Source organism: Anaerobacillus sp. CMMVII (assembly GCF_025377685.1).
Classification (GTDB): domain Bacteria; phylum Bacillota; class Bacilli; order Bacillales; family Anaerobacillaceae; genus Anaerobacillus.
Genome location: NZ_JACEHK010000017.1, coordinates 206,965 through 224,790 on the forward strand (window position 1 = coordinate 206,965; position 17,826 = coordinate 224,790).

Here is a 17,826-nt window from a genome sequence, read left to right on the forward strand (position 1 = left end):
ATGTACTGTTTGTGGTGCCATACCGCTTTTATTGAAAAGGTGAGCTGGGAATATGTATTTGGCAGAGCGACAACTCTACCAATCTGTCAGCAATGTAGCGGCAGCTTTAAAGAAATTACAGGGGAGATTTGTGATAAGTGCGGACGCACCTTTAGCGGTGTAGATCCACAGTACCGTCACGGTCAGTTATGTCATGACTGTGTGCGCTGGGGAGACGGAGGATTGGTGAAAAATCGTTCGGTCTTTGTTTACAATTCATTTTTACAGGAAGTAATTGGGAGGTGGAAATATCGAGGGGATGCCGAGCTTGTAAAATTATTTTGGCCAAAGCTTCAAATTCTAGTTAAGCAATTTGAGACGATTGATGCGGTTGTTCCGATTCCACTAAGTCCCGAACGATTATATGAACGAAGCTTTAACCAAGCACAAGCACTTGCTGAAGGGCTACCTTATCCAATTGTTGAAGCGATCATTAGACCTATCGGAGTAACCAAGCAAAGTAAAAAAAGCCGTCAACAACGCTTACACCAAGAAGACCGGTTTCAAATTGGTTTGGTCCCAGCCTCTTTATGCAAAGGGAAATCGCTGTTACTAGTCGATGATATTTACACAACAGGAGCGACGCTGTATTCAGCAGCAGCTATTTTAAAACAACACGGGGCAGCAGCTGTTTATTCAATTACTGTTGCTAGAGGGTGACCAAAAAAATTTCCCAATAGCCTAATTAAAAGTAGATGCCAGTCCGATATAATAAGTATAAGCAGTATTGGATGGGGGGAAGCGGTTATGCCAGAATTACTAAATTGTCCGCGTTGCAATAAGATTTTTGTGAAAGCATTTCGAGAGGTCTGTAATAATTGTCACCAACAAGAAGAAGATGATTTTCAAAAAGTCTATCATTACGTAAGAAAAAAAGATAATCGAAGGGCAACAATTCATGAGGTAGAAGAGGCAACAGGTGTTGAAAAAGAATTCATTTATAAGTTTATCAAACAAGGAAGAATATCTTTACATAGTTTTCCTAATCTCGCATACCCATGTGAGTCTTGTGGCACAATGATTCGTGAAGGACGAATTTGTAGCGATTGTAGAGGCAACATCACAGATGGTTTAGAGCGTTTAGACATTGAAAAAACATTCGCAGAACGTAACAAGCGTGAGGAAAACAGTAAAATCACCACCTACCATTCAGTAAATAACAGATTTGATCGTAACCGTTAGCCTTTGTTAACGGTTATTTTTAAAGTAATTATTTATTTGAAAATCTAAACAAATTAGCGATCTTGCCGATATTATTAAAAAAGTAAATCAAAAGAGGTGAAACTCAATGAAAATTAATCCGTACGGAAATCTGCAAAATATTTACCGGAAGCAACTGGATAAACTACAACCTAAGGGAGAAGTAACCAAAAAACGCGATCAGTTAGAAATTTCTCCACAAGCAAAACTGCTGCAGCAGGAAACGAGAATTACAACGGAACGAAAAGAAAAAATTGAGCAGTTAAAGGCGCAGGTTCAGTCAGGAGAATACAAAGTAAACTCCCAGGAAGTGGCGAAAAAGTTTTACGAGTTTTGGAATGAATAGAAGTAGAGGTGAAATAGATGTCTGCCCAACTCATTATTGAATGTTTAAAAAAACTAGATCAAGTTCATCAATCCTTTCATGAACTTGCCAAAGAAAAAACCAATGTCATTATTAAGGGTGACATCTCTCACTTCCGGATGATCCTTCAAAAAGAAACGTCCCAATTAAAAAAGCTACAGCAATTAGAACAAGAACGGTCTAGGTTAGTTCGATATTTTCTAAACGGCAAGGGATTGGCAATAGAAAGCGGAACGATCACGGAGCTCCTTCCCTATATTTCAGATATGGAAAAAAAGGAGTTATTAGAGTTGCAGAAAAGATTAGTGGCCGAAATTCAAAGCTTAAAGCAAACAAATGATTTAAATCAGCAGCTAATCCAAGATTCGTTACGGTTTGTGAACCTATCCCTTGATGTCTTGCAACCTGAACTTGAGACTGGGAATTATAACAGAGTGAAAAATAACGAGTCTGAGCCGCTCGGACGTTCATTATTTGACTCAAAAGCATAAAAAGAGAGAAACGGAGGGGTTCAAATGCGGTCAACCTTTCAGGGACTAGAAACGGCTCGACGTGCCCTTTATACGTCACAAACTGCATTACATACGACAGGACATAACATTGCAAATGCCAATACACCAGGATTTTCCAGACAACGAGTGAATCTAACAACGACAACCCCGTTTCCAGGAGTTGGTTTTAATAGACCAGGAATTCCAGGGCAGATTGGTACGGGGGTTCAGGCAGGCTCAATTCAAAGAATTAGAGAAGGATTTCTTGATTTGCAATTCCGTAATGAAACAAGTAAATTTGGATATTGGGATACAAAGCATACGGCTTTAGAGAAGATGGAAGATATTATGAATGAGCCAAGTGAAAAAGGCTTAGCAAATACACTCGATAAATTTTGGACATCATTGCAAGACTTATCAGTTCACCCTGAAGATTCAGGGGCTAGATCGGTTGTACGGCAAAGAGGAATGGCATTAGCTGAAACCTTTAATTATACAGCCAACTCCTTAGTTGCTATTCAGCGTGACTTAAAGTCGCAGATTGATATAACGATAAAAGATATTAATTCAATCGCAAAGCAAATTAATTCAATAAACAAACAAATAGCTGGAATTGAGCCACATGGTTATCTACCGAATGACCTTTACGATGAACGAGACTTATTAGTCGACCAACTGTCACAGTTAGTTAACATCAAAGTCGAGCCAGTTAGAAGTGATGGACTAGCACTAGAGATAGCAGAAGGTAAGTATACGATTAAACTTATTGACGACAATGGGCAGGAACTCGGCATAACTCTGGTTGATGGCAGAGATTTAACACATAATGAAGTTCAAGTTACTTATGACCAGGATACTGGTCTAGTGGATAAAATAAAATTTGGCCCTGAAAAGTTGGAAACAGGTGTTAATAGAGTGGTTTCTGAACTCAACTTTGAAGACTTTACAGCGATTGGAAAATTGCAAGCAAATTTAGAAGTCCATGGTTACCTTGGAAAAGACGGCTCAGAACAAGGCGTTTATCCAAAAATGCTGCAAGAGTTAGATCAAATGGCATACACCTTTGTTCAGGAGTTTAATAGAGTTCATAACGAGGGTTGGACCTTAAATGATGTAAAAAATGGAAACAAAGGTGCCTCAGTTGATTTTTTCACGTATAAAGATTTTCAACCAACCTCTAATAATATCAAGGGTGCAGCTTTAAAACTTATGGTCTCAGATGATATTATTCGAGAATTAGATAACATAGCGGCGTCATTAGGTGGATTTTCTGGAGATGGAGCCAATGCCTTAGCCTTAGCAAACGTGAAAGATGCCTTACTTGACTTTGGTGGAACAACCACAACCGTGCAAAGCTTTTATCAAGGTGTCATCGGTGAAATGGCAGTTAACACAAACGAAGCAGCCAGGATGGTTTATAACACAGAAACATTAAGACTGTCGATTAACCAACGCCGTGAAAGTGTAAGTGGCGTTTCCTTAGACGAAGAAATGACAAATTTAATTCAATTCCAACATGCCTATAATGCAGCGGCGAGAACCATAACCCTCGTTGACGAAATGCTAGATAGGATTATCAATGGCATGGGTACGGCGGGGAGATAATTGGTAGTTATGAGTTTTGAGTTGTTTCAGTGATGCTTCGAAGTGCATCCCTGAAAAGCTTTCATTAACTCATACCTCAAAACTCAACACTTTAAAAAAGTAGGTGAAAGATATGAGAATTACGCAAACGATGTTATCGAATAATACCCTTCGACATATGTCAAATAGCTACCAAAAGCTAGGGAAGATTCAAGATCAATTAGCGACGGGGAAGAAAATTACACGGGCCTCTCAAGACCCTGTTGTTGCTATGAATGGTATGCGCTATCGCTCACAGGTAACTGAAATAGAACAATTTAACCGAAACCTATCAGAAACGTACAATTGGATGGATACGGCAGATTCTTCATTAGACAAAGTTACCCTGACACTTCAGCGGATCAGAGAGCTTACAGTCCAAGCAACGAATGATAGTTATGAAGATACGCAACGAGAGAACATTCGTAAAGAGATCACGCAATTACGGGAGCACCTCATGGCCCTCGCAAATACAAAAGCAAATAATAAATATATCTTTAATGGGACCAATACGATTAATCCACCGGTTGATGAGAAGCAGATGAATGCAGCCCTAGCGGAGGCCCTTGCTACTGGAGTTGTTCCGCCGCTAGCTGATGCTGTTTCAAAGAATGGTGAAGCGGTTCAATTTGAACTGTTAAAAGGAGTGAATGTCGGTGTAAATATTAACCCGACAAATGTTTTTTCTGAAAAATTCTTCAGTGATATTATTTCTTTAGAAAAAACGCTCGGGAACCCAAACTCTAAAGCTACTGACATTGAAGGGTTTATTGACCTAGTCGCAAATCATATCGATAGTGTTGTCAATGAACGTGCAGAGTTGGGGGCCCGTGTAAATCGAGTTGAAATGATTGAAGACCGAATTATGGAGCAAGAAGTGATTGCTAGACGGATACTTTCAAATAATGAAGACGCCGATATGGAAAAAGTCATTATTGATCTTGTTTCACAAGAAAGTGTACATCGTGCGGCTCTCTCAGCTGGGGCAAGAATTATCCAGCCATCGTTGTTAGACTTTTTACGTTAGGCTCTTTTCTTAAAAAATGTAGCTTTTTTAACCTAAAATAATCGAAAAAAAACGTAGATGAAGATATCACCCAATAGTTAAGTAAGAAAAGAGTACTACTTACTAAATAAGTGGTGGATTCTTAGTATTTTGTGTAAAAATCCGGCTTTTGGGATTTTTACGAAAGCAACAAACTTTGCGAAAATAGCCTTACGGTAAACTCAAACAATATTAAAAGGGGGCGGTTTTAATGCAACTACCAACGATAGCAATCCAATCAGTACGTGGACAAACTGGTATGCACTCACAGCGCCCCCATATCGAAATAAAGCAAGCCAGTGCAGTACTTTCAATAAACCAAGAACATGCCAGTATCCAAATGAATACTCAACCAGCAAAGCTTAGCATCGACCAAACACAAGCTTTTGCTTCAGCGAATCTTAAGCATGTCTACCAGTTGAATAAAGAATTTGCAGCCAAAGCAATGAGTAACGCAAGTCAGGTGACAGCGAAATACGCCAGAGAAGGCGACCAACTTATGAAAATTGAAAATGGTGGCAATGTCATTCCTCACCTTGCAAAAGTAAATAGTGTTCTTTTCCCGGAGAAGCAGGCCACCGTCGGCCAGATGCCGGGTCCGTTTCAAGTAAAAATTCACTTTCAACCTAGCAAAACGAGCGTTCAAGTCAAAGGTGGCATAGCTGATATCCAGGTGCAAAGACATGAGCCTACGATACAACATCGTCCTTGGCAAACGAACATCTACTTACAACAAAAACAAAGCATATCCTTTCAAGCTGTCGGTGTTCAGGTAAATCAACAGCTTTAGAGGCTGCCCAAAAAGTGTCTGAAACCACGCGGATCCGACTAAATATTGACGTACAGATTTATCATATGTCTATATTCGGTGCCTAGCGGTGTCTGACACTTTGTTTTGGGACAGCCTCTATTTTATATATTGATGTCAGGTATCTATTTTTAATTAAAGCTCTGAAGTAGTACAATAAAGCTAGAATATAGATAAAGTGGTGATAACTCGTGATAATAAAAACAAAGTATTTAGGTGAAGTAGAGATAAATGAAGAGAGTATAATCAAATTTGAAAATGGAATTCCAAGCTTTTTAGACGAAAAGCAGTTTGTTTTACTGCCGTTCGGCCAAGAAACACCGCTATACATCTTGCAATCAGTCATTACCCCTGAATTAGGATTTGTCTGTGTCTCACCATTTCAATTTTTCCCTGATTACCAAGTCAAGCTTTCAGACTCAAACCTTGAAGCATTAGTGATTGAAAAAGAAGAGGACGTTGCCTTGTATGTGATCTTAACCGTCCAAGACCCGTTTACCGATACAACTGCAAACCTTCAAGGACCAATCGTTATTAATACGAAAAAGCAAAAAGCAAAACAAATTCTATTAAGTGAAACAAACTATCGAACCAAGCATTTATTAATGCCACAAACTGTTGGGCAGGAGGGATAACGATGCTCGTCTTAACCCGGAAAAAAGACCAATCGATTATGATCGGCGACGATATTGAAATTACCATCTTAGCAGTTGATGGTGACCAAATTAAACTTGGCATTAACGCACCAAGAAACATTGAGATCCACCGCAAAGAGATTTTCCTAGCCATCCAAGACGAGAACAATAAGGCAGCAAATACTTCCATGAACCTGTTGCAGCAGTTGACGAATAACTTTCAGAGACAAGAAAAATAAGTAAATCACATGCAGAGACTTGGGCTCTGTTTTTTGTATAAAGCAAGAAGAGTCATAGTTCTACATATTTTTATAACTAATCTCTATGATTTTACAAAAAATATAAAAAAATTGTAGAAATTAAGAAAAAACTATTAAACATTCATATAATACCTCCGATATAAACAATGTAGAATTGAAAATGAGTAGATTGGCGGCCGACCTTCCACCCATCTCAATTCAAATACTTTCCAACCACAAGGACGTGGGCGGACAAACCAAACTCAAGGAGGAATTATTTATGATTATCAACAATAACATTTCAGCATTAAACAACCACCGTCAGATGGGTATGAACCAGGCTGCTGGTCAAAAATCTATGGAGAAGTTATCTTCAGGTCTTCGTATTAACAAAGCTGGTGATGATGCAGCAGGTTTAGCAATCTCTGAGAAAATGAGAGGGCAAATTCGCGGCTTAGACCAAGCATCTCGTAACGCTCAAGATGGTATCTCTTTGATTCAAACAGCTGAAGGTGCGTTAAACGAAACTCATTCTATCCTTCAACGTATGCGTGAATTAGCAGTACAAGCATCAAATGATACAAACACTGATGCAGATCGTGGAGAACTTCAAAAAGAAGTTAACCAGTTAATCTCGGAAATTGATCGTATTGCTAATAATACAGAGTTCAATACAAAGACTCTTATGAATGGTAGTTTCGATAGTACCGCATTAACTTTCCACATTGGAGCAAATATTGATCAAAATATTGCATTGACAATTGCTGATATGAGCTCTGCTGGTGTGCTATCTCAATTATCAGGTTTAGGAATCACTTCTCAAGGTGATGCTAATGACGCAATTTCAGCTATTAATGCTGCGATTGAAAGAGTTTCTGCTGAAAGATCTAAACTAGGCGCTTACCAAAATCGCCTTGATCATACAATTTCGAATCTTGGTAATTCAGCTGAAAATCTTCAAGCTGCTGAATCTAGAATTAGAGATGTAGACATGGCACGTGAAGTAATGAGTATGACGAAGAGTAATATTCTTTCTCAAGCATCACAAGCAATGCTTGCACAAGCGAACCAAGCACCACAAGCAGTACTTCAACTATTAGGTTAAGGACTTTAAAGTGCCTCCTTCAGAACTTTGAAGGGGGCACTTTTATATTATTATGTTGTTTTATATAGTAATTGACTACCTATTATCTAAAGCAACATAAATTTAAGGAGAAAAAATGGAAAAATTTCTAAGTTTATGTATGATAGTTAAAAATGAGGAAAGAACATTAGATCGTTGTTTAAGTTCAGTTAAGGATGTAGTTGATGAAATAATAATAGTAGATACAGGTTCTATTGATAGGACGTTAGAAATAGCGAATAGATATGTACAAAGAGTATATGAGTATGAATGGAATAATAGCTTCTCAGATGCAAGAAATTTTGCACAATCTAAGGCTTCTGGCAAATGGATTCTTGTTTTAGATGCTGATGAGTTTGTAGACACTGATAATTTAAAATTAGCCATTGATGAGCTAAAGGAAAGTAAAAGTTCTGCTGAGGCCTTTCAAGTTAAAATTTACAATTTTACTGGAAAGTATGGCGAACGAATTATACAGCATAAAAGCATTAGATTATATAGAAATAGTTCTTCTATTAAATATTATAGACTAATACATGAACAATTAAAAAAAGTAACTGGTGATTTAGAAGTTGGTTCTATTAACCTAACTCTTTATCACTCAGGTTATCTGAATAGCACAATGAAAGAAAAAAACAAATCAGAAAGAAATACACATTTACTAGATAATGAAATCGTATTGTCTGGGAATTCAGCTTTTGATTATTTTAATTTAGGAAATGAATACTTGGTTACTAATGAAACTGAAAAAGCATTGGAGGCATTTGTTAATGGATACAACAAAAAAATAAGCTTTAACATTAGCTGGATACCGTTCTGTTTGGTCCAAATAGTTAATTGTTTGATTAGTTTGCAAAGATATGAAGAAGCCTTAAGGGTAATTGCTGATGCTGAAAATATCTTTCCCGCTTCACCTGATTTTAAGGTTTTTAAGGCAAATATCTATTTGAGTCAGCATCGTTATACGGATGCGCTAGAAGTTTTGGTTTCTACTATAGAAACTCATGGAGATGATAATCATTGTATAGTAAGTATAGACTATAGAGAATATTATCCGCATTTATTGCTGGGGAAAGTTTACAAAAAACAAAACGAATTAAGTAATGCAGTATTTCATTTTAGTAAAGCATACTCTTTTAATAAAAGTAAAGAAGCGTTAAGTGAACTACTAAATATTTTATATAAAAACGAATCCGAAAGTGACATAAAGCACTTTATAGATACTAATATTGATATCTCAACTACTGATGATTTAATTAATATGGTATTAATATTAATATCTATTCATGATACGGTTATTGTGAAAGAGTATATTGAAAAGGTTAATGAACCAATACTTGTTAAAGGACTTAATTTAAGAATAGCCTTATACGAAAACAATATTCCGACGATTAAAGAATTAATGTTGGTAATTTCTAATAATGAGCTGATCGAGCTGATTAAAAGACAAATAATTGATTTCTATGATGTGATAGTCATCTATTTTATACTCGGAGATGGTATTATCACCATTTTGAGAGATTTATCTTATACACTATTAGGTGGAGATAAATCTTTTATAGAAAGATTACTATCTGGAAGCAACTTAATAAATGAGACTGATAAAAAACATTATTTAGTTTTATTTGAAAGGTTATTAAAATATAAGTTTGACTCAATATTGAATAAGTTTTTAGAATGGAGGTACTCCTTAGGATCCGATATTAATATCGATATAGGAGATATTTTATATAAATATGGTTGCAAAGATTTGGCTATTAATTCATATAAACAAGTAATTAATACAAGCTTTTTATCTGAAAACTCTTTTGCTAATATCTGTAAGTACTATAAAGACCAACAAAATTTTACCCAAGCACTTAAGGTTGCTAGTGAAGCACTTAAATTAAATAAATATGACTTTAGGATAATAACAGACTTTATTGAAATTTTCATGAGCCATCAAAATTACCAAGGTGTTATTGATACAATTGATTTTGGGTTAGAAAATTATAAAAATAGTAATTACTTGAAAAAGAAACTGGAGTTACTCTTTTCTATTCTTATAACTAATCAAGAGCAAAGTTTAGCTCTAAATTTAGTGAATGTTTTATCTAAACACTTTGGGGAAGATGCACATAGTATAACAATGAAGTCAATTGTTGAAATGTTAACTGGTAATATAGACGTTGCAGAGAATATATTAAATAACGGATTGGAAAGATTTCCTCGGAATTACGATATTTTATACAACCTACATTACTTACATGAAATGCAAGGTAGACACAATGAGTCGGATGAAACACTAAAGTTATTAAACGAATGCTTGAATACGATGAGATATTTAAATCCAGACATTAGTGTTCAAGACTTTTTTAAACTATTAGATGAAAAGGGAATTAAGTATGTAGTTTTAAGATGGTATGATGAATTATTATATTCTACAGCGGAAATCAAAGATGTTGATATACTAGTTGATGATAAAGATGTCTATAAGTTAAGCAAATATTTTCTGCCTTATTACAAAGAAGGTGCAATACCATTCGATGTATATACACCTACACCAACACCTAATAATCATTTTGCTGGTTTACCTTACTATCCAAGAAATTTAGCAGATCAAATACTACGCCAAAGGGAAAAGTTAGACATAATATATGTGCCTAGTAATGAAGATTATATGTTTAGTTTAATTTACCATGCACTATACCATAAAGCAGAAAATTCTGGGCTAGATGGCAAAGTATCAAATAATAATAAGTATTATCGTAAAATTAAACAATTTTTGACGATTATAAACTTAATAAAGAAATTACGTTAAAACAGTTACATCATTTCTTATCTGAAAATAATTGGTCCCCTTCTCTTGATCTACTTAGAAAGTATAGTATTTTGCTTAATAGTGATTTTCTGAAAAGTGTTGCACAATCTACCCATTTTGAAAGGGAGTTCAAAAGTGAACTGTCAATCTATTTTATTAGAGAGTGGATAACGAACAAGGGTTATAGTAATTTAATTATTGATAACTTGAAGAAGTACGGCTATGAAATACTATTAACTAAAGATTTAAATGATGAGGTACAAGATACAGCTACAAGAGAAATAAGGGGTGGTAACTGGAATGAAGGAGTGATTTATGAAACGGGCGGTAAGCCAGTTACTATGTTAGTCCTATTAGATCTTAACGTAACTCCAGTGCCAGAAGAAAGAAAGAAACAATACCCTTTTGTTAAAAATGGTAACTTCTTTAAAAAAGAACTAATAAGAAGAGATATAAATGCACTTCTTAGTAAAGAAAACATGACCAATCCTGTACATTCCAGTGACGATGAACTAGAGGCAATGGAGTATATTAAACTTTTAATCCCAGAAGAAGTTGAGAAAATAATTAATAAGAAAGTTCGTTTAATAGAAAGATATCATTCAGACGAACACAGGGTTATTAAACAGTTTAATGGTTATAATTTAAGAGCTAAAACGGAGCTTATAGAATATGAAGGTGAATTTGCAGTTAAGAAGACATTTAGAGAAAGTCAAAAGAAATTTATGTTAAACGAAATTTATGCCTCAGAAGTCTTGAGCAAAAAATGTAATTTGATACCACCATTACTAGCTAAAGGTGAAAACTATATTATATTTCCGTATTATAAAAATGAGATTGATAATGAACAATCTAAAAGAAGTATACTTTCACAGAAGATAAAGGAAATCGCTAATTTTCTAAAGTTTTTGTATGATGAAGGTTTTGCTCATTTAGATTTCCACCCTGGCAACATAATTTATACTAAAGAAAATGGATTAAAAGTTATTGATTTTGAATACTTATTTAGTTATAGTAAGAAACCAGGTTGTCTTCTACAATCTTATGATGTCATTGGTCCACCTAAAGAATTCAAGGGTGATAAACCAGTTTATACAAAATACGCTTCTGAATCAAGTTTGTATGATTACTATAATATTTTATGGGAACAAACAGTTGGTAAGAAGTTAACTGAAATAGTTAAACATGAAGTATAAGATATATTCAACGAGGCAATTTTACTGATAAAGAACAACATTTTCTTCTCAAGCAATGCTTGCACAAGCAAACCAAGCTCCACAAGCTGTACTTCAATTACTTGGGTAATTAGTTGGTTAGTGGTTAGTTGGATAGGAAAACTACAAAACCATACAAACAGGGAGGCTCTAGTTATGCTAGGGTCTCTTTGTTTATTAGAATTTAATGGATGTATGTATGGAATTGATTAGTGGTTATTTATTACAGCAATTTCAAAGAGATTTTGATGACTTTAAAATGAGTCTTATGAAAAAATACAAAGGTAGGAACCCTTCCACAATCGTTGATTACACTGAAAATCATTTGCCTGAGACATTATTTAATTTGAGATTAATTGATACTCCCAAAGAGAAACTTTAAGTAATCTTCTTAATGATGCTAATGAGTATATTGAAAGGGGAGTTTTACAGAAAGAAAACAGAGTAACCTTCTTTCGAAACTAGAGAGTTTATGGGGACACCTTTCAGAGATTTAGATCTTCTTTCACTTTCGAATAAGTTGAGAAGTAGATTGTTCCCCGAATGCATACCTTTAGAGGCTGGTGTGTAACTAAGTGACAGTACATTCCAGTAATAAACCAACATTCAACCATATATTATATATAGGAATGTAAGTTCATTTAATGTGCACTAGTTGTTCAGGAATGAGCCGAGCCGTAAGCCTTTACTTCCACTGCGGGAGTAAAGGCTATTGCTATTTTTGGAGGAATTTAAAAAATGAGAAAGTATGATTACCCGAAACAGTTACAATTGCCATTGGTTAATGTAGTGAAGGAAGGGAAGACACAGCCATCGAAACTAGCATCCACTACAAAGACAGGAAAGTAAAGTCACCAGAGGATGCTTACAATCTACTAAAACCAATGATGATTGATGCAGACCGTGAGCAGTTCATCGTCGTTTGCTTAGACACGAAAAACCAACCAACAGCAATCAATGTTTGTCATGTTGGAAGTCTTAATTCTGCCATCCTTCGATTAGTCTAGGAAGCAATCACGTAGTATCATGGTGAAATTGGCGAGTAGTACTAAACAACACTCCTAATTACTCTTGGAGTAAAAGAGAAAAGATGGTCAAGATGTTAGAAAGGCTCTAGTTAGGCTATAGTCTCTTTTCCATTTTAATAAAAGCTTCTAAAATATTATTTTCCATATCTTACAATAAAACGCCGGTTGCAGCTGTTGCTATCGCAAACAAAGCCAAGCACACAACTCTTGGACTTTTAATGGATACTTCCGCTTAAAAAACATGTGAAGTACTAAACAATTAGGTAAAAAGTAATGAATAGTATAAGAATTTGAAATTTATTTTATAAAAGCATACTCCTAACCGATATAATAGTATATAAGAGTACTGATAAATCAAGGAGGAGCTCACATGGATGTGAAATCTTTATCTATTAAAGGGAACTATGATTTTAATGTTAATAGTACAAAAAAAGATCCTGACGTTAAAATGTTACTGAATTGATTAATCAACGGCTTACAGAGAAGCGGGAAGTTCTCCACGCTGAAAATGCCAAAGAAATATCTAGGATAGATCTAGAGAAAAATATTGAAAATGTTAATAAGTTTCTAGAAACAAGCTTTACTTCTTTAAAATTTCAAGTTCATGAAGACCTAGATCGTATTTTTGTGGAAATTGTTGATCAAATAACGCAGGAGGTAGTTAGGGAAATACCGCCAAAGGAATTCCTTGATATGATCTCTTCAATGCTAGAGCATGTAGGTTTAATTGTAGATAAGCGAGTTTAATAGTAGGAAAAAGGGTGCGTAGTTATGAATTACGTACTTTTTTTGAGGAGTAATTTAAGATAAATGAATTTTCCCCTAAAAAAAATGTCGTTTTAACCGATATAATGTCAAGATGATAGTTTTCGGAAAATGAGGTGCAAGAAATGAGAATTGGTGGTCTCGCTTCAGGAATGGATACTGACCAAATGATCAAGGATTTAATGCGCGTTCAGCGCTTACCAATGGACAAGCTTACTCAAAGGAAGCAAACGATTGAATGGCAACGGGACGCCTATCGTAGTATCAATACCCAAATGGCGAAGTATAATACAAATATTTTTGATACCATTATGCGTTCAGCAAATATGTCAGCGAAAACAGTAACATCCTCAAATAGTTCTCGTATTACGGCAACAGCTACAGCCGCAGCTGCAAATAGCTCGTTTACGATAAAGGAAGTAAAACAGCTAGCTACAGCTGCAACAAACGTAAGCCAAGGGGCTATTTCTGCAGATCCAACTGTGAAGATTGATCCGACGCAAACATTACAGTCCCAGTACCCTGAGGAGAATGTAGGAGATTTCGGATGGAAAAAAGGTAAAATTCAAAATGAAAGTTTAACACTGACTGAAAAACAAAGCATGATTAATTTACAAAATACTGACTTTGTTGAAAATCAAGCAGATTTACTAGCGTCAACAATTGTAAAGGTCAACGGAAAGCAGTTTGAAGTAGTTACTACTAAAGATGGTTTAAAAGATAATCAAGTATATTTTAATATGGTAGATAAGAAAATGGAATTTAGTAAAGACTTGGAAATTGGGGCAAAAGTCTCTGTAACGTACGCGACGAAGTCAGAAACAGAAAAGTACTTTACTTCTTCCATCACGACCTTCAATACCAGTGGAGTGCCACAAGTTGAAAAGTTTACATTTCAAGGAGATAAAACTTTAAACCAAGTAATCCAAGAAATCAATAGTTCACCTGCTGGTGTTAGCATGTTTTATGATTCCTTTACGGATAGAGTAACGGTGCAACGTAAGGAGACAGGTAATCATAATCCAGGAGGTCAAGAAATGATCTTTGAGGGTAGCTTCTTCACAAACGTTCTTAAGTTAAATACAAGTGAAGAAAAGGGCGGGGATAATGCCAAGTTCACGATCAACGGTCTTGAAACCGAACGCCCAACAAACAACTTTACAATCAACGGTGTTACCATCACCCTTAAAGAAGCATTTACTGACAGTCCTGTTACCTTAAATGTGAATACAAATACAGATAAAATCTTTGATACAATTAAAGGCTTTGTTGATGAATATAATGAGTTACTTGCGACGATTAATGGCAAGCTTAAAGAAGAGCGGTACCGCGATTTTCGCCCATTGACTGATGAGCAAAAAGAGGCGATGTCTGAAAAGGATATCGAGAAGTGGGAAGAGAAAGCGATGAGTGGTATGCTTCGCAATGACCAAACACTCTCAAATGCATTAGATCGAATGCGATCAGCGATGTACAGTCCGGTCTCATTATCTGGGGATAACCCGACATTTAAACAGTTAGCTGAGCTTGGGATTACTACTTCTAGAGACTTTATGGAGCGAGGGAAGCTTGAAATAGATGAGGCTAAGCTACGCGCGGCAATCGAAAAAGATCCAGATGGAGTTTTTCGGATCTTTAATGCTGACGGCCCAACGTCTGCTGAAAAAGGGCTTGCGCGCCGGATGCGTGAAAACTTAGCAGGAGCAATGGATCAAGTTGCAGAGCGGGCAGGAGGTAGTAGGGGGAAAAACCTGAACCACCAATTTACCTTAGGAAGAAATATTACAGATATCGATCGGCAAATTTCAAACTTTGAGCGACGGTTAAAGCAAATTGAGGATCGCTACTGGAAGCAGTTTTCAGCGATGGAAAAAGCAATGCAGCAAGCCAACTCTCAGGCTGAAACGATGTTTGCCCAATTATTTGGCGGTCAATAGATTTTTAAATTAGTAGGAGGGTTACGATGTCTATACCAAATCCATATGCGACAGCATATAAGAACAATACAACAGCAACAGCTTCGCCAGGTGAGTTAACATTAATGCTTTATAATGGTTGCCTGAAGTTCATCAAACAAACACGAATGGCAATTGAAAAAGGCGATATTCAAGCGAAAAATACGAATATCATTAAAGCACAAAACATTATCAGAGAGCTTATGGTTACATTAAAAACAGATAATGAAATTGGTAAAGAAATGATGCGGATGTACGATTTCATCCTTGGTCGTCTAATTGATGCTAATACGAAAAGCGATCTTGTCGCTTTAGCAGAAGCGGAACAGTTTGTCGTAGAATTCCGTGATACCTGGAAGCAAGTTGTTCAACTTGATCGTCAAAAGCGCCATGGTCAAGGTGGCAAGGCCTAGTGGTCACTGTAAATGAGCTTTACATAGTGACGAGAAATTTAGTAGAACAGCTGAATACTCCGTTTCCAAAGGAAGTTCGGGAGTCTTATATTGAGAGAGTAGAAGTTCTCTTAGCAAAAAGACAAGATCTCATTAACCACTATGAGGGTAAACCGACTATAGATGAACTAGAGCAAGCGAAACAAATCATTCAGTGGAATAACGCGATCGAAAAGTTATTAAAAAACTACTTAGAGACGATCAAAGTTGATCTGAACAAACTAAAGCAACAAAAGGAAACAGGAAAGAGATACGAAAATCCATATGTGGACCAGACCGATGGATATTTTATTGATAAGAAAAACTAAATGTAAATTTATAGACACAAATAGGCAGAGTAACTATGTAGTACCTAGTTATTCTGCCTTTTTTGTTACAGAGCCAAGTTACTTGGAGATAGCAACACTGGTAATATTATTCAAAAAAAACAATTTTACGGTGTCTGAGTATTAAAAAAATAGTGGAAATATAGTAGAATAATAGCTATAGTATAAATAAGATTAATAGGGCTATTTTACTCAGAAATTGTATCACGGTTAAACATGCCGAAAATTTCGTAACCGTTATCATAATTTACTAGGCGGTTAAAAACGGCAAGTTTGATAGAGGCACGATGGATGCAGCCTAAAAGAATAACGAAAAGTTGAGGTGTAGCTTCTTGTTTCAGACTATTAGGAATATTTACAAGGTGGGAGATTTAAGAAATAAGATTATTTTACCTTACTCATGTTAGTGATTTTCCGTATTGGAGCGTTTATTCCAGTACCAGGTGCAAACCCTGATGTACTTCAGTTTCAAGATCAAATGAATGCCTTTGGATTTTTAAATACGTTCGGTGGTGGAGCGTTAGAGAATTTTTCGATTTTTGCTATGGGAATTATGCCTTATATTACTGCTTCAATCATTGTTCAGCTTTTACAGATGGATGTTGTTCCGAAATTTACTGAGTGGGCTAAAGAAGGTGAGAGTGGTCGTCGTAAATTAGCGCAGTTTACGCGTTACGGTACAATTGTTCTAGGCTTTATTCAAGCTATTGGGATGTCAATTGGATTTAATCGTTTAATGCCAGGGTTAATTCCTAACCCAAGCGTTGGTAAATATATTTTTATTGCATTAGTTTTAACAGCTGGTACAGCATTCTTAATGTGGTTAGGTGAGCAAATTACCGCCAAAGGCGTTGGTAATGGTATCTCAATCCTGATTTTTGCGGGTATCGCATCAGCGATTCCTAATGCAGTGAACCAAGTGTACGCGACTCAATTAGAAGGAGTCGGCGATCAATTATTTCTTAATATTGTTAAAGTGGTCTTATTAGTTCTCATTATTTTAGCGATCGTTGTTGGTGTTATCTTTGTTCAACAAGCATTACGTAAAATTCCAGTTCAATACGCAAAAAAAATCGTCGCAGGACGTCCACAAGGTGGAGGTGCTACACATCTACCGTTAAAGGTTAATGCGCGGCAGGGGTTATTCCAGTCATCTTTGCAATGTCGTTATTTATTTTCCCGCCAACGGTTGCTGGCTTTATCGGAGATGGTAACGTTGTGGCAGCTTGGATTACCCAAAACTTTACGTACCAAAAACCGCTTGGAGCGGCAATGTATGCAGCGTTGATCATTGGGTTTACGTACTTCTACACATTCATTCAAGTTAACCCTGAAAAAATGGCAGAAAACCTGAAAAAGCAAGGTGGCTATATACCAGGAATTCGTCCAGGGAAAACAACGCAGGCGTACTTAACGAGAATTTTATATCGTTTAACGTTTGTCGGAGCGTTATTCTTAGCAGTCATTTCTTTAATCCCGGTAGTATTCACAGTCTTGATGAAGCTCCCACCAGCTGTACAAATTGGTGGAACTGGTCTACTAATTGTTGTCGGTGTAGCTCTTGACACCATGAAACAAATTGAAGGTCATTTAATCAAGCGTCACTATAAAGGATTTATCAAGAAGACTTCATAATCATAAAAAGGTGTCTGACACCATAAAAAGACAAAAACAGCAAAAAGTCCACTTCATGTGGACTTTTTGCTGTTTTCATGTAAG

The 17,826-nt window shown here is 36.1% G+C and carries 17 protein-coding genes and 2 pseudogenes; all 19 read left to right on the top strand.

The window, feature by feature from the left end:
* The 19 genes and pseudogenes from H1D32_RS22475 to secY all read left to right on the top strand — a co-directional run bounded on the left by H1D32_RS22475 (position 1) and on the right by secY (position 17,742).
* Entirely contained in the window at positions 1-699 is a 699-nt protein-coding gene (locus tag H1D32_RS22475; protein ID WP_261180430.1) for a ComF family protein, read from the top strand.
* An 87-nt stretch (positions 700-786) separates the two neighbouring features.
* Complete coding sequence (locus tag H1D32_RS22480; protein ID WP_261180431.1) at positions 787-1,221, top strand: TIGR03826 family flagellar region protein; 435 nt, start codon at positions 787-789, stop codon at positions 1,219-1,221.
* Positions 1,222-1,327: 106 nt separating this feature from the next.
* On the top strand, positions 1,328-1,585 hold the full coding sequence (flgM, locus tag H1D32_RS22485; RefSeq protein WP_261180432.1) for a flagellar biosynthesis anti-sigma factor FlgM: 258 nt from the start codon (positions 1,328-1,330) through the stop codon (positions 1,583-1,585).
* A 17-nt stretch (positions 1,586-1,602) separates the two neighbouring features.
* Entirely contained in the window at positions 1,603-2,094 is a 492-nt protein-coding gene (locus tag H1D32_RS22490) for a flagellar protein FlgN (RefSeq protein ID WP_261180433.1), read from the top strand.
* Between the two features lie 24 nt (positions 2,095-2,118).
* The gene (flgK, locus tag H1D32_RS22495) at positions 2,119-3,699 is read left to right on the top strand and encodes a flagellar hook-associated protein FlgK (RefSeq protein ID WP_261180434.1); all 1,581 of its coding nucleotides are present in this window, start codon (positions 2,119-2,121) and stop codon (positions 3,697-3,699) included.
* 112 nt (positions 3,700-3,811) lie between these two features.
* Positions 3,812-4,744, top strand: coding sequence for a flagellar hook-associated protein FlgL (gene flgL, locus H1D32_RS22500; protein ID WP_261180435.1), 933 nt, complete (start codon positions 3,812-3,814; stop codon positions 4,742-4,744).
* Positions 4,745-4,973: 229 nt separating this feature from the next.
* Positions 4,974-5,552 carry a DUF6470 family protein gene (locus tag H1D32_RS22505; protein WP_261180436.1) on the top strand — a complete coding sequence of 193 codons (579 nt, stop codon included), beginning with the start codon at positions 4,974-4,976 and terminating at the stop codon, positions 5,550-5,552.
* A gap of 209 nt (positions 5,553-5,761) precedes the next feature.
* Entirely contained in the window at positions 5,762-6,205 is a 444-nt protein-coding gene (fliW, locus tag H1D32_RS22510) for a flagellar assembly protein FliW (RefSeq protein ID WP_261180437.1), read from the top strand.
* A gap of 2 nt (positions 6,206-6,207) precedes the next feature.
* Positions 6,208-6,444: a carbon storage regulator CsrA gene (gene csrA, locus H1D32_RS22515; RefSeq protein WP_261180438.1), complete on the top strand. Its 237-nt coding sequence runs from the start codon at positions 6,208-6,210 to the stop codon at positions 6,442-6,444.
* A gap of 280 nt (positions 6,445-6,724) precedes the next feature.
* Positions 6,725-7,549 (top strand): flagellin N-terminal helical domain-containing protein, encoded by an 825-nt coding sequence (locus tag H1D32_RS22520; protein WP_261180439.1) that lies wholly within the window; start codon positions 6,725-6,727, stop codon positions 7,547-7,549.
* A gap of 115 nt (positions 7,550-7,664) precedes the next feature.
* On the top strand, positions 7,665-10,367 hold the full coding sequence (locus tag H1D32_RS22525) for a tetratricopeptide repeat-containing glycosyltransferase family 2 protein (protein ID WP_261180440.1): 2,703 nt from the start codon (positions 7,665-7,667) through the stop codon (positions 10,365-10,367).
* Between the two features lie 71 nt (positions 10,368-10,438).
* Positions 10,439-11,563: an AarF/UbiB family protein gene (locus H1D32_RS22530; protein WP_261180441.1), complete on the top strand. Its 1,125-nt coding sequence runs from the start codon at positions 10,439-10,441 to the stop codon at positions 11,561-11,563.
* A gap of 217 nt (positions 11,564-11,780) precedes the next feature.
* Positions 11,781-11,963 carry a hypothetical protein gene (locus H1D32_RS22535; RefSeq protein ID WP_261180442.1) on the top strand — a complete coding sequence of 61 codons (183 nt, stop codon included), beginning with the start codon at positions 11,781-11,783 and terminating at the stop codon, positions 11,961-11,963.
* Positions 11,964-12,393: 430 nt separating this feature from the next.
* Positions 12,394-12,576, top strand: a pseudogene (locus tag H1D32_RS25580) (JAB domain-containing protein); the annotation flags it as partial.
* A gap of 492 nt (positions 12,577-13,068) precedes the next feature.
* A complete protein-coding gene (locus H1D32_RS22545; RefSeq protein WP_261180443.1) occupies positions 13,069-13,356 on the top strand; it encodes a flagellar protein FlaG in 288 nt (95 codons plus the stop codon).
* Between the two features lie 143 nt (positions 13,357-13,499).
* Complete coding sequence (fliD, locus tag H1D32_RS22550) at positions 13,500-15,311, top strand: flagellar filament capping protein FliD (RefSeq protein WP_261180444.1); 1,812 nt, start codon at positions 13,500-13,502, stop codon at positions 15,309-15,311.
* A gap of 26 nt (positions 15,312-15,337) precedes the next feature.
* Entirely contained in the window at positions 15,338-15,742 is a 405-nt protein-coding gene (gene fliS, locus H1D32_RS22555) for a flagellar export chaperone FliS (protein ID WP_261180445.1), read from the top strand.
* Positions 15,742-16,089 (top strand): flagellar protein FliT, encoded by a 348-nt coding sequence (fliT, locus tag H1D32_RS22560; protein ID WP_261180446.1) that lies wholly within the window; start codon positions 15,742-15,744, stop codon positions 16,087-16,089. Before fliS ends, fliT begins: the two co-directional genes overlap by 1 nt.
* 350 nt (positions 16,090-16,439) lie before the next feature.
* Positions 16,440-17,742, top strand: a pseudogene (secY, locus tag H1D32_RS22565) (preprotein translocase subunit SecY).
* The last annotated feature ends 84 nt before the right edge of the window (positions 17,743-17,826 follow it).